Genomic DNA, 23,632 nt, shown 5'->3' on the forward strand with positions numbered 1-23,632 from the left:
CTGTGGCTTATTCACTGAGATATGAAAGGTTGAAAAACCTTGAATTTTCAATAAAAAACACTTGATTATATGAGGAGGTGTTTATAAGTAGAGGATAAACGGAATATTCAAAAAAGAGGTGATTATTATTTCAGTGAGTATAAAAAAACCGGATGGCATACAAATAGAATTAGATTCGACCAAGATTGTTGATGCCATCAGCAAATCAATCATTCGTGAAGAAGAAAAGAAGAATGAGAAAAAGTTGCGTAATTTTGCAATATTAGCTACTGGAAATGTACGGGCTAGTCGGTATATAAAAGAGCCCAAAATAAACATGTCGAAACTATTCTCTGGTATTTTCACCAGTATATGTTTCTGCAATTTTTTACAAGATTACAATGAGCGCAATATTTCTGTTACCTACATTCCAACGACAGATTACGAAAAAACAATAGTAGTTACGGCAGATTTTGTTGATACTACTATATTCGGTATGCCTGTTACAGTAAAACGTTCAACACAATTTGGTTTATTCTATGATTATTTTCAATATGATTTGAACATAGAGGAACTCTACCACGAATACGAAAGACTACTGCAGCGCAGAAAAGAACTGCGTGAATTAAGAAAATTGAAAATAAAACGTGTCAGTGAGATGATACGAGCTGCATGGTTGAACAGAAATACAAATGTAGGGAGAAGTAATACGGGCAGTGTAACTGATTCGATGCTTCTTTCACTTCCTACTCCTCCGACTTCTACTGCTATTTTTAGCAGTCTGGAGTCCGGGGGTGTTGTGAGTGTTATCGGATGATGAGCTGAAAAGATACCGTGAACTACTTAACGCCCAGAATGATAGTACATATTTCAAAAAAGAAATCGGTGCTAATCTAAAAAATGCGAGGGCTAACACCCCGCTAACCCAAGAAGATGTCGCTGAAATCTTTGACTGCGATCCAAGAAAAATTCGGCGTTATGAAAATGGAGAAGTCATGTGTTCATTAACACAGCTTATTAGCTTCTGTAAGGTTTACAAATGTACGTTGGAAGATTTGATGCCAGCAGAGACTATTTCTTATGTAAGCAGTTTAGCTGGAATGGACACAGAAATGCTGAAATCAATGATGAATGTTTTTAGAAAAACTGTTGGGCTAAAAACTGCGTAAGTAATTACCTATAGTCAGTGGTTGTGCCATTCATGGTATTATCTTCCAAGAGACAAATATTCACTTTCTGTATCCTTACGATATCTTGAGGTACTGTGATTTAAACTGAAAATATATAAGTAACCATACTATGCACAAGCTTAACAAAGAGAAAGAAATCACCCCAAAAGCAAAATCATATTAAGAAAAACTGAAAATATTTTTGAAAAATCGGACATGCCGTGTCCTAGGTAAACAGATAACTACTTCACGGTATGTCTGTTTTTTATTATTTTGGAGCTTGTTAAGCGATGAAATACCCGAAAAAAGCAGGTAAAGAATGAAAATTTAATTACCATGCCATGTCCTGTTAAGGCACATAATTTTGAATTATTATAAGCTTGCCTCAAGGGAACAAGGACATGAGATATCACAATGCCACACACTCTCTAAAAGATGCATTATAACATGCCCTGCCTTGAAGACTAATAATATCTCAAAGTCGGATGCATACGACAGTGGAAGTTTATAACAATTCAGCACTTAGACAGTAAATTACATGATAACAGCAAGTCTGATGAGCGGATTGTGTAGACACCCCTTGTCTGTGTGTTTTTTTCTTATCCAGACTAAAAATCTAAGCCAATGGGTGTCCAATCATAACGACCGCTGTGTATGCGTCCCAGAAAGGACACGAAAATGGATAATAACATAACTATTCAGAACACCATATCAATTGGCATTGAAATCCCCCCTGAAACGTTTATAAATGAAAAAACGATAAACGTTCAAAACTTGATTATTGAATCTAGTAGCACCAATAATGGCACAATTTGTATTCCTGATAATGTTTCTAATAATATTGTTGTTCCAAGTAAAAAGAAAAAAATTTTTATTGTTCATGGGCACGATAATGAAGTAAAGCTTGAAGTTGCCCGCTTCATAGAAAAAATTGGACTTGAGCCTATAATTTTGCACGAACAAGTAAACAGTGGAATGACAGTTATAGAGAAAATTGAAAAATACTCAGATGTAGAATTTGGAATTGTTTTATATACCCCTTGCGACTTGGGATATGTAAAAGGGAAGAAGAAAGAAAAAAAGGCCAGGGCAAGACAAAATGTTGTATTTGAACATGGTTACTTAATTGGTAAATTAGGTAGAAATAATGTGTGTGCATTAGTCAAAGGTGATATTGAATTACCAAATGATATTTCTGGCATTGTTTATATTCAATTAGATAGTAATGGCAGCTGGAAAATTCCTTTAGCAAAAGAACTAAAGCTATGTATTTAAAACCTCTCAAAAGAAGGAATTTGTCCATGACCATGATATTACCGTTTATAATTATGGAGCGGATCACCAGGAATGTCTTGCCCATGTGCTGCGTTACCTAAAGGACAGTATAGATAATGAGCTTGACCGCACTTGGAACAAAGAGATGCGTTCGCTGTTACAGGATATGATTCATTTCTGCAACGGATGCCAGCCATTTCTGGAACCAGAGCCGGTAAAGATCTCTGAATTAGAAAAAAGGTACCGGGAGGTACTGGAAACAGTCAGAACGGAATATGGAAACGTTCCAGCAAACAAGTATTACAGGGATGGGTATAACTTATTTCTGAGAATGGAGAAATATATGCAGAACAATCTGATGTTCCTGCATGATTCCCGTGTACCTGCCACTAATAATGAAGCCGAAAGGCGTCTAAGAAGCTATAAGCGGAAACAGGCGCAGGCTGTAACATTCAGGAGTTTCGAAAGTATCGATTATCTCTGTCAATGCATGAGCATGTTTGTTTTGATGCGGCTGGAAGAACCAGCGAATAATTGGACAGAGTGTCCGGGATATTCAGATAAGAAAACTGATGGCTTTGACAATTATTAGTCTGCACCTTCGTTTTTCTCAAGTCCAGCTAACTTCTGAGCAGTAACTGACCGATATTTTTTGACATAATTAGAGTTTAAGCTTTATTGTAAATCCGCTTCCATTATGATAATATAATATTAGAAAATATAACTTTGAAAAAGATCCAGTTACTTAACTTGAAAGAAGGTGCCGAAATAAACTTTTCAGCCAATACTCAAAATCATACAAATGAGGAATCTGATCACTATATGAAACAAACTGTAAAAGCCAGTGTTTTTGAAGATTTATTTTCAAATAAGGAATATCTGCTGCAACTTTACCAGGCTTTGCATCCTGAAGATACTACCGTCTTGGAATCAGATCTGGAATATGTCACTCTCCAACAGGTAATGGCCAATAACCCATATAATGATCTTGGATTTAAAGTTGGTTCCCGCTTAATGATTCTCGTAGAAGCACAGTCAACCTGGACAGAAAATATTATTGTCAGATGTATTATGTATCTGGCTCAGACCTGGAAAGATTATTTTATTTCTTCCAAACAAAGCGTTTACGCTTCGACGAAATTGGAATTTCCAGAACCAGAATTATATGTTCTATATACTGGTTCCAAAACAATTAGCAAAACCGAAATTTCTCTTTCTGAAGAATTTTTTGCTGGAAAACCAATTGCAATTGATGCAAAGGTAAAGGTTCTAATAACCGGTAAAAACAACGATATTATTACCCAATACGTTTTATTTACCAAGGTCATTGATGAACAAAGAAACCTGTATAAAAATAATACGCAAACAGCTATTACAGAAACTATTCGTATTTGTAAGGATAAAAATATTTTAAAAGAATATCTTGAAAATCACGAAAAGGAGGTCATTGATATTATGGTAACCTTATATAGTCAGGAAGAAGTTTTACGTGATTATGTTACAAGTGAAAAATTTACCTCAGAGGTAAAAGGCATCGTCGAACTTTCACAGGAACTTGGCCGTTCTTTCGCAGACACAGTTTCCTATGTTGCAAAAAAATGCAACGTTTCCAAAGACATTGCGGAACGGAAAGTGAATTCTTTTTGGAATTGATTGAATGAGTTGAATTCTCCTTGGTCCCTGGAAGCTTATAACCTAGCTGAAAAGTAACCAATAAATCGACACCGAGCAGGAGGCTAATCATTAATTGATTAGCCCCTCTGGTCTACACATAATTTATCTGATACTTATACCTTTATATTTCGTAATTCGCATATTGAGATAACATACTTGCTGCCACCAGAACAAATTTTCTTGAATCAGCATCAAATTCACATTTACCTATTGTTTTTTGGTAATCATTGCCAGAATATTTATTTACAAATATAGCATTATAAATCTCAAGAATTTTTTCTTCAGGTGTAATCAATTTCTTTTTTTCTATTTGAGAAAAAGATTCATCCTCTTTTAAGAAACGACAAAGTAGTCCAGTACTAAATTCTTTAGTGTTTAATATATCAACCATAGGTTTTCCACTTTTTCCAGAAATAAACTGTTCATACATTGATATATCTACCATTTTCAATCCTATAATAATTGGAACTATACAAGATAACATAAATTGTCTAGCTTCTCCATCTGGAAATATACAATTCCATTTTTCATCATCATGTGTAGGAACATAGGCCGCAGTTCGTACCTGCCGATAAAAACGAGTTATTTCTCTTAATTGCATATTATAAACATCAATAATACGTCTAGAAATTATTTCTAAATAGTACCTTCCATTTAACTCTATATTCATGTAAAATTTCTTTTTGTCAACCGGAGGCAAGTTAATTCTTAAATAAAAGAATCGATCTAAATATCTACACGCATCAAATGAATCTCCATAATAATTTTTTATTGTATGCTGCAATTCCTCTGTGTTAATTGATAATACGTATGTAATTCTCTCATCGTGCATGTAATGTTTTATTTGTTCTAATAATCGAACTGTAAAACTGGGTTTACATCTATCCAATTCATCAATAAAAACTACTAATCGATTTCCACGCTCATTCAATGCTTCTGAAAAAAAATCTTTCAATTTTTCTTCTAACGCCTTTTGTTCTTTGAATTTTGAGAGTGGATTATCGCTCTTCAAATTTTCTATAATTCCCTTAAGATTTTTTCCACTAAAAACATCTAAAACTGCACCGCCCAATTTAAAAAAATCTGTATCAGGATCAAATGTATAGGTCATCCCCAACTGCTTCGCGATTTCATATACAAGTGACACAATAGGATCTGTATCATTATCATTTTCCCATGCATCATAATATATAGCAAGATTACAATCATCATAATTATCACTTTCAGTCAAGAATAATTTTGATAGTATCTTCTCTCTTTTTTCTTTTTCAATTATACTTACAGGGTTTTTTGCATTAATCACCATCGTAGATTGTTTTATAAAAAATGTTTTTCCGCTTCCCCATTTTCCATCTACCGCAATAGTACTTGCTCCCTTCTGCGCAAGCAACAGATTATAAAAATATGATAATTGCTGATTTCGCCCCAGCAGATCCGCTTCCAATGTTTTTATTAAATTTTCCTCTGTTGGCAGTATCTCAAAATTTTCCATTTTATCTTTCCTCATCTGAATTTTATTTCTTCCCTTACAAATAGCTGAAATTAGTCCTTTCCTTTACATATTTCTGGCAAATATTCATTCCAGTACCACTCACTATCAATAATTGATTGATATAACGCAGTTTTCCATGAATTAAGTGAAATGGATTTTTCATCTTTAATCAAATCTTGTAAAACTTCAACAGCTAGTTCCTTTTTTCCTTTTTGAAAACATTCTTTTAATCTTGTTTCCCGACTGCAATACTCTTCTGCTGCATGCAATTTATATATATTATTCAAGCAAAATCCTTGTTCAGAAAACGAATGACTTATTCGCTGTCTTTTCTCTTCAGATATATCAATTGGTGGATCTGCATAAAATTGAAATGAAACCGGTTCCATTTCTATAAGTTTTGCCTTCAGCCACACACAGTCATCAAAATTATCATAATATGGATGAAATGGCTCTTCTACACGATTATGAAATGTTGAATCTAACTTTCCAGTATTACAATCTGAACAAGCTGGAATAAGATTATAAGGTGTAACAGTGTAAGCAACATACTTTGATTTTGGCAAAAAATGATCCACTGTTTTTACTAAATTTTGTTGACAATAAGGACATTTTCCATAGGGTGCCAAAGCTAAGATTTTATCATAAAATGCTCTATTCGGTTGATTTTTCGGAACAAATTTTTGCGTATATAGAGCTTCCATATCTTCTTTAGTTGCAATATTGTCAATTGTGTCATGCTCAGGTATTATATGCAATTGTCCATACTGAGCTAATTCATCATATTCTTCTGTTTTTTTCTTTATTTTTTCCTTAACTAATGTGATTCTCTTTTTTCGAGGATTTTGCATATGAACCAAACAATTATCTATAATCGTTTCCATATCAAACTGTGGCTTTTCTAACTTTTTCATTAAGTGTTTTCCTTATCATACATATACGCTCGAAGTATTGATTTGGCTTCTTTTCCAAGTTCTCCTTGAAACTCGTTGAGAGCTTTTTCATATGAGTTTTTCCTATCAGCAACATTCTTTAGAATTGTATGAAATCCAGTGCTTCCAACATCATAGCCAAAAATCTCTGTAGTTATTTCCCCCAGATTTTCTCCAAACGTTTCAATTTCTGGATGTTCAAATTTTCGATACTTCCCATGTCCCCTAATTTTCCATACGCATCTTCTAGGCACTTCCTGCACAATAACAGGAGAATGGGTTGCAATAATAGCAACTCCATTTCTGTAACTCATTAACTCTGATAATGCCCGAATAAAAGCTGATACAAGCGGTGGATGTAAATGCTCTTCTGGTTCATCCATGATTACAAGTGTTTTTTCTTCTACAAAATTAACCAAATTTACAACCGTTAACAAAATAATTTTATGTCCTGAACTCAACTTTGAAAACTGATTATTAATAATTTTGCGAAAGAAATTCTTTTCAGTATTATTTTTTTCTTCTATTGACTTTTCTGTTGCAAGTATCTTTTTCTCAAACTCACTTTTTTCTTGAGATATCCAAGATCCTATATCTAATTCTTTAAACGTCGAATCTGTTTCTAGGATTTTAACAGAGCGTTTCCATAATTCATTTTTGGTAATGCTTTTAATCACATTCCAGTAGCTTTCAAAAAACATATCTGGCAATTGATCATATTTTACATTTCGCTTCCGAATATCATTTTCATAACGTACATCTATCAATCCAATATACTTATAAAATATCATTTTGTCAAAGACATCAACTTCAGTAATGGGATCATCAAACATACTAAAAGAAATATTAACAATATTTGAAAAGTTTCCTCCCCAGCCAGTAATGAATTCTCCATATGTATGCAAATCATTATTACATAATAAAGTTTTAAGCATTTTTTTTATAATTGTAGTTTTCCCTATTCCATTTTTTCCTATAAGGACATAAATATTACTTGGTGGGGTATTATTCTCTCCCTCCACATAAAAATCTAGCTCTAAATTTTCGCCAGTAGTAATGTCTTTATCAGGCAAAATGTATTTAAAATCATAATCTGTCAGGACAGCGCCACCATCCGCAATTCTATGAAACTGTTCTTTGACTGCATAATATGAAAAGTCTCTCATAAGAGAACGCTGAGTAACGCGTTCCTCGCGAACAGTCTCCAATAACTTCAAATCATACGCTATATCATGCAATGCTATTAGAATTTCTACACGTGGAATTCCTTCTCTTTTAAGATTTTTATAATATTCCAAACTTACACCAAGTGAAAAATAATCTGTAGGTAATGTTTCAAATTCGTCTGGAATATCTGGGCGATCTTCTGTTTGTCCAATTCTACCAATTCGTACTCCACCAATATGTTGATTTTTATAATACATTTGGTACATAGTTCGATATTCAAAATAATCATTCCAATTATCATTTGTCAAATAAACGATTTCTGAATTGGTCATCACACAATTTCTACTTACAATGTTAAACTTCATATGTGTTCTTTATTCACTCCCCACTATTATTTTGTAATAAATTCTAACTAATTTTCTTCTACTCGCAGAATTTTCTGATATTTCGCCAAACCATGTCAAATAAATAAAGTGGCGAGATGCTCACTGTAACATCCCGCCAGGCTCCTACTCTGTAAAATATAATTTGTTTGCTTAGATCATGTTTAATCTTTTATACTGATAGCAATTCAGCATTTTTATAGTATCTTCAATCTGTTTTTCATCCATTCCTGCAACATCAGCAATCTGAGCGATTGTATAGCCTTTATCGCACATTTTCATAATCATTTCTCGTTTACCAATTTCAATTCCAGCTTCTTTAATTTTCTGACTCAAATTACATATGGCACTCACATCCTCTCTGAAATCTTTTTCAATCGGAATCTTATATTCATTTTCTATAATATCCAGTTTTTCATCTACAGATAGATCTGAGACAACAGAGCTCCCAGTAATTTATGTAACTCATATTTTTCTTCATGAATAGGAATATCTTCCGATAGACCAATCATTACAATATTGATCAAATCAAGTTTTCCCTTCCAGGCATGTAAATTCACAATGCTTTCTTTTACTAGATGAATATGTTCCAGACTATTTTCAGTCATATTCATACAAACCCAAATAGAATAAACGAATTTAATATCGTTATAGCTTGTCCAGGATGCTTTTCTGACCAAGTAACCTTTTCGCACTTTCATCATATTGTGCGTCTTTATCTGTCGTAAGAATTGAATTTTTAATCTCTGTGTTCAACGGTATTCTCCCTTTCTACAGTATATCAAATCTGTTCTTCGACTATATTGTTATTATACTCTAAAGTTGCAACTGTAACAATAATATTTTTCTATTTTAGCGTCCAAAAAGGACCGAACTTTACATAAATAAATGTAAAATCCGGCCCACTTCTCATGTTCTTATAACCAAACTGTACTCAAGATCTGGTGTTAAAAAATTTTTTCTAGGTTGTTTTACTGCACTGGACACTACACTGTTTTTGAGAATATACCATGCAATTTACTACTATTTTGTGCCACTCTTAAAAGTCTCCGAGTAATCAAAAAATACCGCAAAATCAAGTGTTTTTAATCTTTTTCATCAATTATACAAAATACCTGTCAAGTATGGGCGACATGTTCATTCTTTTGCCAGAACCCCTTGATTTATCTACATTTGCGCCGCTTTTGGAAGTGTTACTGCACGGTTTCTGCACGGTATTTTCATTTTTTGTTTCATTTGTATTCATCTTATTCTTCTCTTACTATCATCATAAAATATCGTAGTTTTATTAAGTGTTTTGTAAATGCGGATTCGGTGTGCATGAAAATCAATGTCTTCCCACATAAGAGCTGCCAGTTCTCCAATACGCATCCCAGTGTTTAAAATAATATAAAACACCTCATAATATCTGGTTTTCATCCTTTCCCGACCAGATCACAAGTACATCAGAATATTAACACGTTCCAGAAAAATATTCAAGTCTCCTGTTTTTCCAGCCATTTCTCAAATTTTTTCTTATGAACAAGGGTTCTTCGCCCAATCCGAACGGTAAAATCATTTTCTGCCATTAAAGTTCGCACTGTCCTTTCAGACAATCCGGTAAGTCCGCAAGTTTCTTTTACTGAAAGAAGAAGTTTCTCATTTTCTTCTCGTCCGCCTCTACTTTTCAACATAACTGTTCTCCTTTCGAAATTGTGTTCTGTTTATATGGTTTTTTCAGACTCTCGTTGTGCTAATAGTTTTTCCATAGCTTCCTGTCTTGTGATTTTTTCCCGCTTTGCTTTTATCGCAACATATTCCTGTGCAAGATTATACGCAGTGCAGCAGGCATTGTAGCTTTTATAGATTTCTCTGCGAAATTCAAATTGTTTTTCCAGCTTTTTCTCATAGCAATATACGACAGCTTCTTCAAACATACAGGATGTTTTCTTCATATGATTTTGAACCGACTTTTTGGTTATTCCCAAACCTTTATAACAGCGTTCTTTTGATTCATATTTCTTTCCCAGAACATTAACAGGCTGTGGTTCAAGCATTTTGCCTTTGACAGGAACTTGCTTTTGAGCCTTTTGCAGCTTCTTTTCTTGTTTTCTTTTATAATATCTGACAGCGTCTTGGACAGAAACGCCTTCCTGCAGCATCTTATTGCATACCCAGCGATATGGAACTTTCTGGTCCTCGCAGCACTCACGGAAATCTGTATAGATTCGATCTCCTATTTGAGGAACTTCTTTTACAGACACCACTTGTCTGTCTGCGTAGTAGGTTGCCGCTTCCGTTGTTTCTCTCTCAGTTCACAATATACCGAAAGCTATGATTTTCCATATATCTGTAGATATTATTTATTGAAAAATGCCGTAATTCCGCAACAGCGCAATAATAGAAAAAAACTCCACTCGGTATATGAGTAGAGCTTTTTTATATATTCAGTCACACTTAAAAGTCAGTTAATTGTTAATGTTCCATTAGCGGCACATTTTATTGAAAAAGTGCCACCCATTCCTTTTCCTGTTTTCACATGCGTACAATAAAAATATCCCAGTACAGTATTACCTGCTTTTTCAGCTCTATTTGTAACTACATTGTATACATTTGGAACCAATACTTTGCATTCGGTAGTTGCATCTGTGCACTGTGCACTTTTTCCATTATATTTAAACGTACCCTTTAAAATATAACGTACAAATACAGTATTAGATTTTTTATTTATAATTCTATATGTTCTTGTTCCAGTTTTAGTTTTCCATGAAGATCTTGCAAATGAAGGAATACTTTTTTCATAAGTTGTAATTTCAATCATAGTGTCTTCATCCAGATCATAACATTCTTTTTGAAGCAATGTTGCATTTTCCATATCCTCATATGGAGCAACTTCTCCATCTGCTTTAACAGTTGTCATACTAACCAAAGATATAATTGTTGCAAGCAATACACACAATACATTCTTAATTCTTTTTACTTTTCTCATCGTAAATATCTCCTTTTCTTTTTTTATGTAAATTAGGTAATTACTTATTTCCTCCCTTCTTGTTGCTCTCATTTTTCTAATTCAATTTTGTAAATCTACTGTAAATTCATTTCCTACAGGAACAGCTAATTCTTCTGGTGACTGATTTTCTTCGTATTCTTTTCCTATTTCCTCTGCATAAAAATCGCCATAATCTTCTTTTTTATATAAAATATTACTTTCTTCATTCTCTGTGTACTGATATAGCTGCAGTGTCAATTTTTTTGCATTCCTCGCACTTCCAGGCTCTGCTAATTCAAATATCAGTTCTGGATTTCGGTAAGAAATGAGATTAAATGAAATTTCATTTCCTACATCATCTTTTCCACGAATCCATAGTTCAGTATTTTCACTCATATCTGGAAGTATTCCATAAAGAGTACAGCTGAAGAGATTGTATTTTGCTTTTGAAATAGTTACAGTCTGTTTTTCGTCCAATTGTATAAATTGGTCAATGAATACTTCTTTTGTATCTCTTTCAAGTATTTTTGGATCAGCAGTAAAAGAAAAATTATATTTATCTTTTATGTAAAGCTGGTCCCCTTTTGTATTAAAATTACCGATTGTAATTTCAAAATTTTGTTTAGCTGAAGATGCCTTTAGAGAAAATCTTGCTACATAATCTTTTGATTTGGAGTCGGTATCATTATAATTAGAATATTGTCTTTCCAATTCTAATTTGACTCCATCAACACTAACCTCAATGCTGCTCATAGATACGTCATTATTTCCATTTTCATCTGTCATGGAATATGCTATCCATAAATTCTCATCATCCACTGCTACTTCTTCTAAAGAAACCGTAACTCCATTCTTTGCGATTTTATTTTGAATCTGTTTTATATATTCTCCAGTATCTTCAGAGATACCCAGAATTTGTCCAATTAGAGAAGTCATTTTCTCCCAGGCTGCTTTTACTTCATTCTGATGTGTCAGTCCCAATCCGACAATCATTACGATTACTGCACATGCAATTACTTTTTTTAATGGCATCTTAAATGTTTTTATTTTATTTTCTTTCCATGGTTTTGAAGCCTGGTATATATAATTATCATTAATGTCTGCAAATGTTGTTAAAAAATCCCAGCCTTTATTATTCTGCATACCCAGCCTCCGTCAATAAATAATAAAGTTTCTTTCTGCTACGGGCTAAAATTGACTTAATCCTGCTTTCTCCACAGTTGTGTCTATCCGCTATCTTTTTGATAGAATCCATGTACCAGTATCGCCTTACAAAAATATCCCGGTCACGCTCTGAAAGTGTACCTAAAAAAGCATCAAAAATATCTATGATTTCTTTTTTTCTTAAATACGTTTCAATATCCGAGGCAATTATGTTCCCTATTTTTTCAACTTCACCTGCTATGTCCTCCATATGAGAATCCGTCCGCTTCTGCGCATTCTTCTTACGGTATCGACCAATTGCAGTATTCCTTGTTATTTTAGATACAAAAGAAGCTAAAATGGATGGTCTTTTGGGTGGGATGCTGTTCCAAGTAAAAAACCAGGTATCATTTACACATTCTTCAGAATCTTCCCGGTTATATAAAATATTATGGGCAACGGAATAACACATATTTTCATACTTATTTTTTGTTTCAGCAATGGCATTTTCATCTCTTGCAAAATATAAATTTATGATCTGTACATCATTCATTTTTTTAATTTTCTCCTTCAACTTTATATGACGTATTTTATTATAATTGGTCGTATAAAAAATAGAAATATTTTATTATTTTTTCGTCGGCAGGAAAAGAAAACATATCATGCTTTCTTTTCCTGCCCGTTCTTTTATTGCTCCAGTACTTCTGTTACATAACTTCCCTGTTCATCAACAGCAATTACTTTTTCCGGTCCATCTTCCGTCTGAATAATCTGTCCAACATATACCTGATCCTGAGGACCGTTATAATTCAGATCTGGATTTTCTATTGATTCCCATGGATAAATTACTTTTTCACCTTTTTCATTGAAAAATTCATGTAACTCAATACCAGAACTGGCAGCCACGGAAACAGTTCCAATCAGCATACTGGCAATTACACTTATCCATATTTTTTTTCGTTTCATTTTGATATTCCCCCAACTTTCTATTTTTTCGTGTATCCACATATTTTACAGGTCTTTTTTAATACAGGATAAGAATGCTTGCTACAATAAGACCATGGGCTGTACGTTTTTATTCCTATACGATTACATTTTTTACATTTGTTTGATATGATCAACCGTTCTTTATAACATATTCCCGCTGTTCCCACAGTCTGAAAATCTGTTTTTTACCGTGTGCTTCCAAATATCTCGCTGGATGTTCACAAGGAGTATTCGTTGCGTACGTTCTGATATCATTAATTGGCTCTGTTACAAAAGAACCATCTTCATAAACTCTAATTACTCTTTCCAAAGAACCATTTTCCGGCATATAAACATCCACACCGGATAAAGATTCCTGCGTTTCATTTTTAGAAGCTATAACTGTCGTACCCATTCCAATTACATTTCCCATAAGTGTAACACCAGTCATTAATACTACCATCCATTTTTTTAATCCATTCATATTCTTCCAACTCCTTTTCTTTTTTTCATTTTAAATACTCAGTGTTGCTATCCCCCTTCCTGCATTATTTCAATTTTGTTTCTTACTATATATAACGCAAAAATTTGTTTTCCGTCGCATAAAGGAATTAATATTTTTCATCTATTACATCTGATTCATTTCGCACTAATCAAAATCCAATATTTCAATATCTTTTATGTTTTCTTCCGTCATTTCTTCTTCCTCCTGCGGCAGTTCACACCATACCACCAGCCTTTTGGACGAATCAGCGCCACAGGTAGACAATAGAAGCTGTGGCGTTTCCACTGGTTCTCCCAGCCAGAAGGTATCACTATCCGCTTTTACATAGCCACATTTTATTACCTTATATACCAGTTCCCGGTTATCTGGAAGATATAAATATACCTGGTTATGTTCTTGTAAATACGATTCTTCTTGAAAGCGGTGCAATCCCTGGAACATACTGCCATCTTTCATGTTATGTCCGTACAGGATGCTCTTCCGGTTGGAAAAATCAGCTTCATTATCAACATCCAGAAAAATGCTTCCAGCTGCATGCTCCGTCTTTTGAAACATGTGCTTTAGATAGTAGGCATTGTTTTTTCCTTGTACTATCGGATAATCGATTTTTGTATCTGGAATCCGGATCCAGGCAATGATATCCGAATTAATTTTCCTTAAGGCTTGAAAATCAACGGTCGCCTTACTGGCCAGTGTCGAGTCTTGCTCCTCGCTTTCATCTTCTTCTCTCTCTTCCTCATTTACATATTCCCGCAGGGCCTCGTATTCTTGTTCGCCCTCCCGGTACATAAAAAAGGTGCTGACTGCCATACAGATTCCAAACCCTAACAGAAAAAGACTGACCGATGCAATCAGAATCTCTTTGATTTGCTTCATAACATCCTCCGTTTCTTATTTTTCTGCAAGAAAAAAGGACCGCCACCGAAGTGACAGCCCAGTTTTTCTCAATCGTGATTTTTCCGTTTGGTATACCAGATGATTCCAGCAATTCCTCCTACTGACAGGAGCAGTAAGAAGAACGGCAGCCAGATATTGGTATCATCCTCAGTCTTTGGACTGTTGGAATAGCCGCCTGTTGGAATCCGTTCATTGGTAAGCTCTTTGGTAATCTCAATCTCCTTGGTGTTTCCATCCTCATACGCAAAGATTACGGATTCCTCTTTTTCGCTTCTTACATAGCCTTCCGGTGCCTTGGTCTCTACCAAAACATACTTTGCGATCAAAGTCTCTGCAATCTGATCATTCAGTTTTTGTCTGCCAGCAAGGTCTCCCACCATTCGTTGTGCATAAAAATCCATGGGCAGATGAAGCATATGCCACATAAATGAGGCATTTGATACAATAGCAAGCTTTCCTTTAATTCTGTAAAGATATATCTCATTAAGAAAACCAACAATCATTCGGAATATAGCAGTGAAAAGCATTGCCACCAGAAGCATTTCAAGCCAATGCATATTATGTCCGGGCAAAATCTGATCCGTAAATATTCTGGCAAACACGGGAGTAACCAAGCCTACAAAAGCAACAAGGGCTGCCGTAATCATTACAAAAATCACAGAAGCCGTTGTATTGGCCAGTCTATCCTTCAAAAACTTAAATACACTTTCCGGCTTTCCACCCTTCTCAAAGTTTTCTCCTGGTGTGAACTCAATACATACTCCTGTAAAAGAATGATCAAATTCTTCCATTGTTACCTTGATTGTTCCACGTGCAGGATCATTAATTACAGCTGCATTTTTGGTAAAACCGCATAACACAACAAAATGATTAAAGTTCCAATGAATAATTGCAGGATAAGTAACATTCTCTTTTACTTCGTCTACCCCATATCGGTGCGCTTTTACCTCCAGCCCATAACTTCTTCCAGCTTTTGCAATACTGGAAGCTTTGCTTCCATCTCTTGATACTCCACAATCACTACGAACTTGTTCAAGCGGTAACCACTTGCCATGATACGCAAGAATCATAGCAAGACTTGCTGCACCACATTCCAGGGCTTCCATCTGCATAATAACCGGAACTGTAATTCTTTTTTTTCTCTTTTTCATAGCACGCTCCTAATCCAAAATAAATTGAATTGGTTTCATTTCGGCTGTTGTAATGATAACTGTTGCCAGCATATTTGGGGTAATGTCTTCTTCAGCTATAACCCGAACTTCATAAGAATAGTTTCCATCAAGCACATTATCCGCAAACCAGTCTTCTGATATTTCAGCACGAATTTCTTCCTGTGAATAAGGATTCTGACTCACTGCTTCCACTTTGCCACTGATGTTTCTTCCATCAGGCAGTGTAATATTTGCCTTACATCCTATCAGGTTTGTGTTGGCATTTTCTACACATTCATAGCAGTTAATCACATTACCTCCAACAGTAACTCCTTTCACTGTCATCGTCTGTGGAAGACTTCCTACAACGCTCCATACAATCACAGATATTACTGCCACCAGAAGTGCCGCCATAATTAACCAAACCTTCGGATGAGACACCTTAATATATGCATCTAATTGTTCCGGAGATTCAACACGATCAAGACTTTCCCTTCTAAATATACTCTGTTTATCCACTTTTCCATCCTCCAGTATGCAATTTGTTTATCATATCATCTGACTGATGCTGTATTTTTATCATTTGTTTATTGTATCTGGTCTCTGACGCTTTGCATCAAAGATCTCTAGATAAAAATAATTTTTTCTTCATATAATGTGACAAATTCTCTTCTGATGTTTATAAACAGATAGGAAGCATTCGAATTCTTACAGGAAAGGAGAACTATTATGAGCGAAATCAAACAGAACATTACAAACGAATTATCTGAAGAAGAATTAGAAAATGTTGCCGGTGGTTTTGGCCGTCCTACTATGGATGATCCCAGATATAGGGAGCAGATGAGGATAAACAATATGTTAAAACGAGGCATGAATATGGAGGAAATTCAAAAAGCGTTGAAGTCCTATTCGTAAATAACTATATCAATCCTTCCGGGCAGCCTTAGGGCTGCCCCTGTTTTTCTCTGGTCACCTTATCACTTCCACGATTAGTCAGAGTTCCTGCCAGTACCACCGTTCCTGGCACCAGCACCATGATATATATGATTCCAAGCCCAAATCTGAGGAACTTGCCAAGGCTTCGGCTTATTTCTTCTATTATATATGGGCACCCTGTATTTATCCACCAGTACAAAGGAATTAATGCAAAAATACCGATAAACAACCTTAGCTTTTGCGAAATTCTGTCAAAATCTAATTGTCTTTTTTCCAGTATCCTGCAGATGACAAAGGATGCAATAAATCCGACTCCTTCATATGCATCTCCCCGCATTTTAGCAGGATCAACCAGAAGTGATCCATCCGGCAGATAATCAAGTGGATATGGTTTGTATTCATAGTACAGCACAGCAGCAATACAGATCAAAAGCCCTGCCACAAGAATCATGAGGTCTCTTTTTTTGTCTTTTTCACTCCACAATTCCAACCACCCGGTCAGATACATCATAACTGCTGTTGATATAAATCCCACCAGAACATCCTGCGGAGTATGCACTCCCAGATAATTTCGTGAAAACATAGTCAGAAATACCAGCACAAACAACAGACCTGCAACGACACTGTGCTTTTTTTCCATGAACCAAAGTCCACTTCCACCGAACATAGCCGTTGCCCGCGTTGTATGCCCACTTGGAAATGAATATCCGGTAGCTGCTGTTTTAGAATCACCATAGGGTAAAATCCGTGTATCCCGTATCCATGGGCGATAGACACAGAAAGTAAGCTTTAAAAATCCGTTGATAAACAGACCGCCCCCAAGTCCTGCCAGGATTTTTCGTCCCGCCTTCCGGTCAAATGCCCAGTAAATCATACACATCATTGCAATAGGTAAAAATCCTGCGGACAGCTTTGTTACTGCATTCATAAGCGGTGTCAGAATACTGCCAACCGTTTCGCGAAATTGTTGCAGGTACAATAAATACTCAATATCCATAGCTTTCCTCTTTCTGCTGTTCTTTCAGGCGAAAATAAAGCTGTGACTGTGTTAAATACTGATATGGTCCGGCAAAGAATATATTAACCAACCCGAATGTTATAATTCCCAGAAGGCTCCATCCTATAAAAGACAGATCTAATACAAATGCAGCCCACTTATTTCCCTTCATCATCTGACGGCTCTTTTCAAAAGCTTCTTTTCGATTCATCTGTGGATTCTCTGCCAACAAAAACGGAATCATCATATACTCATACTGTTTTATAATTCCCGGAATTATAAACAAAAGACTCCATAAGCTTACAAACAATGTCCGCAAAAACATAATCCAGCCAACATTCTTTCCATCTCTCCTGTTGATCACCGACCAGATACATCTCGTCTCCGCTGTTCCGTATTCACATTGAATAAACAGCTTTTTACATCCCACCTCCAGAGGATTCCAAATCAAAATCGTCATAATAAAGTTAACAAGCAACGCAACTGCCACAATTCCAAGTGCAATTCCTAAAACAAGGCCAAAATCATCAGTTTCTACTGCGCCTATCACTTCATCAAAACTTCCGGAAGAAGACCTTTCTACTACCGAGACCACTCCTGAACCTCCAATCAGGGATAATATAACTCCTGCCAGAACTGCTTTCCAATAATTTATCTTTAAAAGCTGTTTGGCACACTCTTTTAATTCTCTCCTTGTCCACATATACAATTCCCTCCTCTTCAAACTACCCATATGCAAATATCTCATATCTGAAATATGTCATCCGGCTTTCATAATCTATTACAATGCATTATCCCCAGTCAGTTCAGGCAGAGTCTCTGTAGCCTGAACGCCTATTCCCCCTGTTTTTCCATAATCATTCGCAACTTCTCCAGAGCACGTTTCTGTATCATCCTTACATTTCCCGGTGATAAATTCATCTGCCTGCCAAGCTCTGTGGAACTTTTCTGATAATAAAATCTTCCCAGAAGAATTTCCCGTTCTCTGTCAGAAAGCTGCTCCAGACTTTTTCTTAATGTCTCTTCTCTCATAATCTTTGCCACAATCTCTTCCGGCATTTTTTCCCGGGGAATTGTCTGCTGCTTCAGGATTTCCAGAGAATAATGAGTCTTTTTATCCCTATAATAGTTTTTCAGGCGGTTTGCTGTGATTGCATACAACCAGGTAGCTATACTACCTTTTTCTTCATCATAACTGTCCATATTTCTGTAAAAAGACAGAAATACATCTCCAGTCAGTTCTTCCGCTTCATACAGATCAGGAACTCTTTTATGTATAAATGTCAAAATTTTCAGATAATATTCCTGATAAATACGCTCAAACTCCTCATACTTCATCCTCCGCCTCTTCATAAGACTCAATCTCTGCATAGAGATGTGTGTCTTCTTTCACATCTTCCTCTGGCTCGTACAGTTCTTTACACTCCTTATCTGTATACATAATGTAATAAGAATTATCGTCATGAAGCATGATCCATACATGATTATCTGCTGGAACCGTGATTGTATAATCCTTTTCCTGCTCTGTACCAGGAGCTGCAGTAACTGTCACATTACGTACATCACCTTCTGCTTTTTCTGCTTCTTCGTACTTTTCACAGAGATCTGCTACATCCTCAGGCCTGTCCACGCCGTAGGAGAATTCCATCTTCGAAGCTTCTTCCGAAGTGCCGTCCTTATGATTCAGAATCTGAGTATGTTTCAGTGGTCTGTAATCATCCGAAGCAACCACATATTCCATAGAAATCCAGTCTCCCTCTGTGTAGGATTCTCCATCTCCCTGAGAATTCAATGTGCTCTGCGTAAGTTCTTCAGGTACCTTTGTCTGTATAATGATCGTATCACCATCTTCCTTCAGATCCGTCACTTCTTCCTCTATGGTTTCATCTGTGTAAAAGCTTATAAGATCATCTGCATTTCCATCTGCTTCATCAATATACAGACAGGAGAGATACTCATCTCCTTCTTTTCCGTATTTTAATTCGCCATCTTTATAGAGCATCTGGGTAGTACCATACATATCTACATACATCACTTCAGAATCTTCATAGTCATATACCTTTGTATTCTGCAGTATATATTCACAGGTAGCTTCATAGCTTTTATGATTGCTTACAAGACTGTCTGTTTCTCCTGCTTTCATCATCTGTTCCAGTGCATTGTCTTTTGTCAGTTCAGGTAACGTATCCGATGCCTGAACACTCACACATTCTGCTCCCAGAGTTCCCATAATCATTGCCGTCACAATAATCATTCTTTTCTTCATTTTTTAGTCTCCTTTTCTTATATTTTTTCCTTTACGATGCCAGTAAGAGCGAGCTTTCGGGCATTATACCGTATCAAAAGCTCTCCTCATTTTGACAGTTTTCTGTATCTGTATTATTTATGTTATTTGAATTTGACTTTCCTGTCTATATTTTTGCGTGAATAGTCAAAATATGGTGTGAAAAGACCTTCATATGATTTGATTTTGCCCTCTGCCAATGGTATACTTATTTTTAATAGGTAACCTGGCCATTATCTATCTTTATGACAGGAGGGTTTTATGATAGCATTGCGTTATTTCTGCGGATTTTCTCTTCAGATTTTTCCTTATGCATTTTTCTGTTTGTATCCATTCCGGGATCGTTTCCGCCTAAGCACAAAAAAGGCAATGCGCATGGCACTGTCCATTTTTATTGTAATGGTCATTCCGTTTTCTCTTATCGCACAGTTCAACATCGGCGGTGATTACAAAGAGCTGATCTCGAATGCTATTTTTTATATTGCCTTGTTACTGTTCGGAATGTTGTACTGCTTTATCATCCAGGCAAAAACAGTAGAAAAACTGTTTGTATTTTTTGTTGTAATGAGCTACGGATTCTTTGTCACAAGTACTGTTACTTTTTTGCACCGTACTTTCCGGTTTCCGTCCGATCATTTTATGTATCCGCCCCTTGCACTGATTCTCACACTTATCATAAATCTGCTTCTTGCGAAACCATTTCTCATGCTGATGGAGCGAATCCGTACTATGATCAACGCTGATCTGGAATCACGTATCTGGAAGATTCTCTGCTCCCTCCCTGCTTTGTTTATTCTAATTGCCAGCATTGCACAATTCTCAAGCATAATAAATCTTTCCACCAATATGGTTGTCCATGCTATGTTTGTATTGTTTGCAGTATTTGCTTTCATAGTATATGCCGTATTCTTTAGTGTCATGGAATACATCCGCAGCAAACAGGAAGAACAGAGAATTTCCGAGCGGATACTGGAAAGCTACCGGAATCAGGCAGAAAACAATGAACATATTCTGGAAATGCACCATGAGATCCGGCATCATATGAATGCCCTGTCCGCCTATCTTAAACAGGAGGACTATGCAGGTGCCAGACAATATACGCAGAAATTTACTGAAGAAGCCGAACAGCTTCCTTTTGTCACCTACACAGCCAATGCTCTGGTCAATTCCATCCTTTTAGAATTTGCAGAACGTGCCAGCCGTTATAAAGCCATAGTGGAGTACAGTATTATCATTGGCAGAAAACTCAACATGGAAGACATTGATTTGTGCCGGATGTTGACAAATATATTGGAAAATGCAGTAGAAGGGTGTCAGAAGGTTTCTGAAGGACAGCGGATCATCCGGCTGAATCTCCATTCAAAGGGAAATTTTCTGTTTATTAAATGTGAAAACTCCTGCAATGAGGATAACTTGAGAATCACGAATGGAAAATATAAATCCAGTAAAAAGAACAGTGACAGACACGGTTACGGTCTTAAGATCATCAATGGAATCGCCGAAAAATACAATGGTATACTGAACGTACAGGTACGTGGTGGCTTTTTTGCTGTAACAACAACGCTTTGTCTTGACGAAAATAACGAATAATAGGAGGCTTTCACTATGTACCATATTGTCATCTGTGATGATGAACCGATTTTTTTAACACAGATATCTGAAATGATCATCGATATTTTAGCATCCATGGGAGAATCCTGCGAGATTCGAAAATATACTTCTATTTCAGAATTAAAAAATACATTGCAGAATACTCCTAAAAGCTGTGACATTCTGATTCTTGATATTATGCTGGGTGAAAACAATGGGATCAGCTTTGCAGAATGTCTCCATGACACTGGAAAACAAATTCCCGTTATCTTCATTTCCAGCAGTAAGGAATTTGTATTCGATGCATATTCTGCTGAACCTGTAGGTTATATCCTCAAGCCGGTCAGCCGTCAAAAACTTGCAGAAGCACTAACCCGTGCAATCCGACATCTGATTCCGAAATCCATTATAATCGACACTCCGTCCAGAACTGTATCCTTTCATATCAAGGATATTACCTATATTGAAATAATCAATAAAGAATTGCAGATTCATCTTCAGGATGGTACTGTCACGAAGATATATAAATCCCTTTCTGCAGTCCGTGAAATTCTGCCGAAAGATATCTTCGTGCAATGTCACAGATGCTACATTGTTTCTCTGTATGCTGTCCGTTCAATCAGACGCTTTGAAATCACACTGAATAATCAGGAAATAATCCCGGTCAGCAAATACAGCTACCGGGATGTCCAGGAACAATTACAGCAATACGCTGCAAAATGGTTTTAATTTCTGCAAACAGCAGAAAACGGCGGTCTTATCGACCGCAGAATTCTCATTGATATTTTGCAACAAGCTCTCCGGCATTTGCTTTCACATCATCGGAAACAAGCCCCGGGAATTCCTCTTCCAGTTCATTCAGGATATTCATAATATCTTCTTTTTCCTGATCGGTGCTGATAACAACCTCGCAATAGTTGATCTTCTCCATACCTGCCACTGAGGTTTCCAGCTGCATAATATAATCCACATGCGGATTCCCATATAATCGGATCAGATCCTCCTGCGACCTTGCTTTCATCTTAAAGTTCAATGCATATTTCAGGTTCCGTTTCATACTGTAATTTTTGTCAGTTCCGAGTATGCTGTCCACAAAAATAGATAGTGGATTTCTTCCCTCCATGGCAGCCGTTGTTGTTGTCATTCCGGACCATCTTGGATTAATTTCGATAATATACCATTCTCCTGCCCGGTAAACCAGATCGACCTGCACCGTTCCTTCAAATTTCAAACTCTGTGCCATATTAAGCAGTTCTTCCTGTACCTTTTCAAAATGATAGGAAGGATCCGTCACCGGACCAAATTTTACAGAGCTTAACGGATCTGTAATGCCCTCTTTTGTTACAGAAAAGGCGATCGGCGGAAGGACACTGTAACGTCCCTCTACACCATGAATTTCCGTTCCGAACTGTTCTCCCTGAATCAGTTCTTCCACCATTATATCTGAATTGTTCCGATCGGAATTAAGAAAGCTCTCTACTTCCTCATAGGAGTTCATGATTTCCACTCCGATTGACCCTGCACCTAATGTATCCTTCACAATGACCGGAAAGTTTATTTCCTTAATCCGATAAAAAACATATTCCTTATATACATTTACACTGACACCCGGATTCTTCTTCTCCGCAAGAAACAGCTCATGGTGAATATAGATTCCCTTTGCCGCTTTGACAAAGCTGCGGAACATGATATTACTACGCCACTTATCAAATGCTGCCACTGACACCAGCGTATTATTGGCAATGGTTGCAATTCCTCTTTTCTGTAATTCCTCAGCAATGAGAGCGGTCTTGATCGGTACCCAGTCAAAGGGAACGGCTCCCGATGCAATTGCTACAGCAATATCCGGTCTCTGCTGTGCAATCAGCTCTGCCGTATCCTCCGCACTCATTCCACTCTCCAAAAGCACGTATTTCACCTTCTCAGGTTTTTTGCAGATTTCCCCATCTGCCACGTCAAAAATGTAAGAACCATTCAGGGGTCCTGCTACAACAAATTCGCAGTCCGGATAAAGCCGGTCCATTTCATCCCAGGTATCTGCCCGGAACGGCTGGTAGGTTGTTTTTGTTGATGAATTGGAATGTGCTGATGTTGACGCACTATAAAATACAATACGCATAATCT

28 protein-coding genes are annotated in these 23,632 nt (G+C 36.4%); 8 read left to right on the forward strand and 20 right to left on the reverse strand.

Annotated features, from left to right (window positions below; genetic code table 11):
- Positions 1 to 118: 118 nt before the first annotated feature.
- From I4V84_RS00005 to I4V84_RS00025, 5 genes are all read left to right on the forward strand, one after another.
- Positions 119 to 796 carry a hypothetical protein gene (locus tag I4V84_RS00005; RefSeq protein WP_195591280.1) on the forward strand — a complete coding sequence of 226 codons (678 nt, stop codon included), beginning with the start codon at positions 119 to 121 and terminating at the stop codon, positions 794 to 796.
- Positions 783 to 1,148, forward strand: coding sequence for a helix-turn-helix transcriptional regulator (locus tag I4V84_RS00010; RefSeq protein ID WP_117854344.1), 366 nt, complete (start codon positions 783 to 785; stop codon positions 1,146 to 1,148). Before I4V84_RS00005 ends, I4V84_RS00010 begins: the two co-directional genes overlap by 14 nt.
- 678 nt (positions 1,149 to 1,826) lie before the next feature.
- Positions 1,827 to 2,423 (forward strand): nucleotide-binding protein, encoded by a 597-nt coding sequence (locus I4V84_RS00015; RefSeq protein WP_226815536.1) that lies wholly within the window; start codon positions 1,827 to 1,829, stop codon positions 2,421 to 2,423.
- Positions 2,424 to 2,508: 85 nt separating this feature from the next.
- Positions 2,509 to 3,015 carry a transposase gene (locus tag I4V84_RS00020; protein WP_237963662.1) on the forward strand — a complete coding sequence of 169 codons (507 nt, stop codon included), beginning with the start codon at positions 2,509 to 2,511 and terminating at the stop codon, positions 3,013 to 3,015.
- Between the two features lie 134 nt (positions 3,016 to 3,149).
- A complete protein-coding gene (locus I4V84_RS00025) occupies positions 3,150 to 4,076 on the forward strand; it encodes a hypothetical protein (protein WP_117854342.1) in 927 nt (308 codons plus the stop codon).
- A 142-nt stretch (positions 4,077 to 4,218) separates the two neighbouring features.
- On the opposite strand, the gene I4V84_RS00030 is transcribed toward I4V84_RS00025, so the two are convergent.
- From I4V84_RS00030 to I4V84_RS00100, 15 genes are all read right to left on the reverse strand, one after another.
- A complete protein-coding gene (locus I4V84_RS00030) occupies positions 4,219 to 5,589 on the reverse strand; it encodes a P-loop NTPase fold protein (protein WP_173717314.1) in 1,371 nt (456 codons plus the stop codon).
- A 50-nt stretch (positions 5,590 to 5,639) separates the two neighbouring features.
- Positions 5,640 to 6,503, reverse strand: coding sequence for an HNH endonuclease signature motif containing protein (locus I4V84_RS00035; RefSeq protein WP_195990989.1), 864 nt, complete (start codon positions 6,501 to 6,503; stop codon positions 5,640 to 5,642).
- The gene (locus I4V84_RS00040; RefSeq protein WP_207748597.1) at positions 6,503 to 8,053 is read right to left on the reverse strand and encodes an AAA family ATPase; all 1,551 of its coding nucleotides are present in this window, start codon (positions 8,051 to 8,053) and stop codon (positions 6,503 to 6,505) included. Before I4V84_RS00040 ends, I4V84_RS00035 begins: the two co-directional genes overlap by 1 nt.
- Before the next feature lie 171 nt (positions 8,054 to 8,224).
- Entirely contained in the window at positions 8,225 to 8,407 is a 183-nt protein-coding gene (locus tag I4V84_RS19725) for a helix-turn-helix domain-containing protein (protein WP_226815537.1), read from the reverse strand.
- Positions 8,408 to 8,490: 83 nt separating this feature from the next.
- A complete protein-coding gene (locus I4V84_RS19730) occupies positions 8,491 to 8,775 on the reverse strand; it encodes a hypothetical protein (protein WP_243283984.1) in 285 nt (94 codons plus the stop codon).
- Positions 8,776 to 9,546: 771 nt separating this feature from the next.
- Positions 9,547 to 9,744: a helix-turn-helix domain-containing protein gene (locus tag I4V84_RS00055; RefSeq protein WP_173718917.1), complete on the reverse strand. Its 198-nt coding sequence runs from the start codon at positions 9,742 to 9,744 to the stop codon at positions 9,547 to 9,549.
- Positions 9,745 to 9,774: 30 nt separating this feature from the next.
- Positions 9,775 to 10,314 carry a hypothetical protein gene (locus tag I4V84_RS00060; RefSeq protein WP_187564850.1) on the reverse strand — a complete coding sequence of 180 codons (540 nt, stop codon included), beginning with the start codon at positions 10,312 to 10,314 and terminating at the stop codon, positions 9,775 to 9,777.
- 200 nt (positions 10,315 to 10,514) lie between these two features.
- A complete protein-coding gene (locus I4V84_RS00065) occupies positions 10,515 to 11,039 on the reverse strand; it encodes a hypothetical protein (RefSeq protein ID WP_195990992.1) in 525 nt (174 codons plus the stop codon).
- Between the two features lie 81 nt (positions 11,040 to 11,120).
- Positions 11,121 to 12,182, reverse strand: a complete 1,062-nt coding sequence (locus I4V84_RS00070) for a DUF4179 domain-containing protein (RefSeq protein WP_195990993.1) — start codon at positions 12,180 to 12,182, stop codon at positions 11,121 to 11,123.
- Positions 12,172 to 12,735 carry a sigma-70 family RNA polymerase sigma factor gene (locus tag I4V84_RS00075; RefSeq protein WP_195990994.1) on the reverse strand — a complete coding sequence of 188 codons (564 nt, stop codon included), beginning with the start codon at positions 12,733 to 12,735 and terminating at the stop codon, positions 12,172 to 12,174. Before I4V84_RS00075 ends, I4V84_RS00070 begins: the two co-directional genes overlap by 11 nt.
- Before the next feature lie 134 nt (positions 12,736 to 12,869).
- A complete protein-coding gene (locus tag I4V84_RS00080; RefSeq protein ID WP_195990995.1) occupies positions 12,870 to 13,148 on the reverse strand; it encodes a hypothetical protein in 279 nt (92 codons plus the stop codon).
- A 151-nt stretch (positions 13,149 to 13,299) separates the two neighbouring features.
- On the reverse strand, positions 13,300 to 13,632 hold the full coding sequence (locus I4V84_RS00085) for a hypothetical protein (RefSeq protein ID WP_195990996.1): 333 nt from the start codon (positions 13,630 to 13,632) through the stop codon (positions 13,300 to 13,302).
- A 165-nt stretch (positions 13,633 to 13,797) separates the two neighbouring features.
- Positions 13,798 to 14,529, reverse strand: coding sequence for a class B sortase (srtB, locus tag I4V84_RS00090; protein ID WP_187564847.1), 732 nt, complete (start codon positions 14,527 to 14,529; stop codon positions 13,798 to 13,800).
- Positions 14,530 to 14,597: 68 nt separating this feature from the next.
- Positions 14,598 to 15,701 (reverse strand): cysteine peptidase family C39 domain-containing protein, encoded by a 1,104-nt coding sequence (locus I4V84_RS00095; protein ID WP_226815538.1) that lies wholly within the window; start codon positions 15,699 to 15,701, stop codon positions 14,598 to 14,600.
- A gap of 9 nt (positions 15,702 to 15,710) precedes the next feature.
- A complete protein-coding gene (locus I4V84_RS00100) occupies positions 15,711 to 16,220 on the reverse strand; it encodes a hypothetical protein (protein ID WP_187564846.1) in 510 nt (169 codons plus the stop codon).
- A 210-nt stretch (positions 16,221 to 16,430) separates the two neighbouring features.
- Here I4V84_RS00100 and I4V84_RS00105 point away from each other — a divergent pair, with 210 nt between their 5' ends.
- Positions 16,431 to 16,616 carry a hypothetical protein gene (locus tag I4V84_RS00105; protein ID WP_148462071.1) on the forward strand — a complete coding sequence of 62 codons (186 nt, stop codon included), beginning with the start codon at positions 16,431 to 16,433 and terminating at the stop codon, positions 16,614 to 16,616.
- 28 nt (positions 16,617 to 16,644) lie between these two features.
- On the opposite strand, the gene I4V84_RS00110 is transcribed toward I4V84_RS00105, so the two are convergent.
- From I4V84_RS00110 to I4V84_RS00125, 4 genes are all read right to left on the reverse strand, one after another.
- Positions 16,645 to 17,634, reverse strand: coding sequence for a phosphatase PAP2 family protein (locus I4V84_RS00110; RefSeq protein ID WP_148462070.1), 990 nt, complete (start codon positions 17,632 to 17,634; stop codon positions 16,645 to 16,647).
- On the reverse strand, positions 17,624 to 18,337 hold the full coding sequence (locus tag I4V84_RS00115; RefSeq protein ID WP_117676027.1) for a DUF975 family protein: 714 nt from the start codon (positions 18,335 to 18,337) through the stop codon (positions 17,624 to 17,626). Before I4V84_RS00115 ends, I4V84_RS00110 begins: the two co-directional genes overlap by 11 nt.
- 131 nt (positions 18,338 to 18,468) lie before the next feature.
- The gene (locus I4V84_RS00120; RefSeq protein WP_226815539.1) at positions 18,469 to 18,972 is read right to left on the reverse strand and encodes a sigma-70 family RNA polymerase sigma factor; all 504 of its coding nucleotides are present in this window, start codon (positions 18,970 to 18,972) and stop codon (positions 18,469 to 18,471) included.
- Positions 18,962 to 19,900 carry a hypothetical protein gene (locus I4V84_RS00125; protein ID WP_173736149.1) on the reverse strand — a complete coding sequence of 313 codons (939 nt, stop codon included), beginning with the start codon at positions 19,898 to 19,900 and terminating at the stop codon, positions 18,962 to 18,964. Before I4V84_RS00125 ends, I4V84_RS00120 begins: the two co-directional genes overlap by 11 nt.
- Before the next feature lie 279 nt (positions 19,901 to 20,179).
- On the opposite strand from I4V84_RS00125, the gene I4V84_RS00130 reads away from it, so the two are divergent.
- Both I4V84_RS00130 and I4V84_RS00135 read left to right on the forward strand, forming a co-directional pair.
- Complete coding sequence (locus tag I4V84_RS00130) at positions 20,180 to 21,508, forward strand: GHKL domain-containing protein (RefSeq protein ID WP_195990997.1); 1,329 nt, start codon at positions 20,180 to 20,182, stop codon at positions 21,506 to 21,508.
- A gap of 15 nt (positions 21,509 to 21,523) precedes the next feature.
- Entirely contained in the window at positions 21,524 to 22,237 is a 714-nt protein-coding gene (locus I4V84_RS00135; RefSeq protein WP_173718912.1) for a LytTR family DNA-binding domain-containing protein, read from the forward strand.
- Between the two features lie 46 nt (positions 22,238 to 22,283).
- Here I4V84_RS00135 and I4V84_RS00140 read toward each other — a convergent pair whose 3' ends face one another.
- Positions 22,284 to 23,627 (reverse strand): ATP-grasp domain-containing protein, encoded by a 1,344-nt coding sequence (locus tag I4V84_RS00140; RefSeq protein ID WP_148462066.1) that lies wholly within the window; start codon positions 23,625 to 23,627, stop codon positions 22,284 to 22,286.
- Between the last annotated feature and the right edge of the window lie 5 nt (positions 23,628 to 23,632).

The organism is Ruminococcus sp. 1001713B170207_170306_F1 (assembly GCF_015668065.1).
Lineage (GTDB): Bacteria > Bacillota > Clostridia > Lachnospirales > Lachnospiraceae > Blautia_A > Blautia_A faecis.

Coding starts and splice junctions, on each gene's coding strand:
- I4V84_RS00015 (WP_226815536.1), top strand. CDS start 1,827: ATGGATAATAACATAACTATTCAGAACACCATATCAATTGGCATTGAA.
- I4V84_RS00030 (WP_173717314.1), bottom strand. CDS start 5,589: ATGGAAAATTTTGAGATACTGCCAACAGAGGAAAATTTAATAAAAACA.
- I4V84_RS00035 (WP_195990989.1), bottom strand. CDS start 6,503: ATGAAAAAGTTAGAAAAGCCACAGTTTGATATGGAAACGATTATAGAT.
- I4V84_RS00040 (WP_207748597.1), bottom strand. CDS start 8,053: ATGAAGTTTAACATTGTAAGTAGAAATTGTGTGATGACCAATTCAGAA.
- I4V84_RS19730 (WP_243283984.1), bottom strand. CDS start 8,775: ATGATGAAAGTGCGAAAAGGTTACTTGGTCAGAAAAGCATCCTGGACA.
- I4V84_RS00055 (WP_173718917.1), bottom strand. CDS start 9,744: ATGTTGAAAAGTAGAGGCGGACGAGAAGAAAATGAGAAACTTCTTCTT.
- I4V84_RS00065 (WP_195990992.1), bottom strand. CDS start 11,039: ATGAGAAAAGTAAAAAGAATTAAGAATGTATTGTGTGTATTGCTTGCA.
- I4V84_RS00070 (WP_195990993.1), bottom strand. CDS start 12,182: ATGCAGAATAATAAAGGCTGGGATTTTTTAACAACATTTGCAGACATT.
- I4V84_RS00075 (WP_195990994.1), bottom strand. CDS start 12,735: ATGAATGATGTACAGATCATAAATTTATATTTTGCAAGAGATGAAAAT.
- I4V84_RS00080 (WP_195990995.1), bottom strand. CDS start 13,148: ATGAAACGAAAAAAAATATGGATAAGTGTAATTGCCAGTATGCTGATT.
- I4V84_RS00085 (WP_195990996.1), bottom strand. CDS start 13,632: ATGAATGGATTAAAAAAATGGATGGTAGTATTAATGACTGGTGTTACA.
- srtB (WP_187564847.1), bottom strand. CDS start 14,529: ATGAAGCAAATCAAAGAGATTCTGATTGCATCGGTCAGTCTTTTTCTG.
- I4V84_RS00095 (WP_226815538.1), bottom strand. CDS start 15,701: ATGAAAAAGAGAAAAAAAAGAATTACAGTTCCGGTTATTATGCAGATG.
- I4V84_RS00105 (WP_148462071.1), top strand. CDS start 16,431: ATGAGCGAAATCAAACAGAACATTACAAACGAATTATCTGAAGAAGAA.
- I4V84_RS00110 (WP_148462070.1), bottom strand. CDS start 17,634: ATGGATATTGAGTATTTATTGTACCTGCAACAATTTCGCGAAACGGTT.
- I4V84_RS00115 (WP_117676027.1), bottom strand. CDS start 18,337: ATGTGGACAAGGAGAGAATTAAAAGAGTGTGCCAAACAGCTTTTAAAG.
- I4V84_RS00120 (WP_226815539.1), bottom strand. CDS start 18,972: ATGAAGTATGAGGAGTTTGAGCGTATTTATCAGGAATATTATCTGAAA.
- I4V84_RS00125 (WP_173736149.1), bottom strand. CDS start 19,900: ATGAAGAAAAGAATGATTATTGTGACGGCAATGATTATGGGAACTCTG.
- I4V84_RS00130 (WP_195990997.1), top strand. CDS start 20,180: ATGATAGCATTGCGTTATTTCTGCGGATTTTCTCTTCAGATTTTTCCT.
- I4V84_RS00135 (WP_173718912.1), top strand. CDS start 21,524: ATGTACCATATTGTCATCTGTGATGATGAACCGATTTTTTTAACACAG.
- I4V84_RS00140 (WP_148462066.1), bottom strand. CDS start 23,627: ATGCGTATTGTATTTTATAGTGCGTCAACATCAGCACATTCCAATTCA.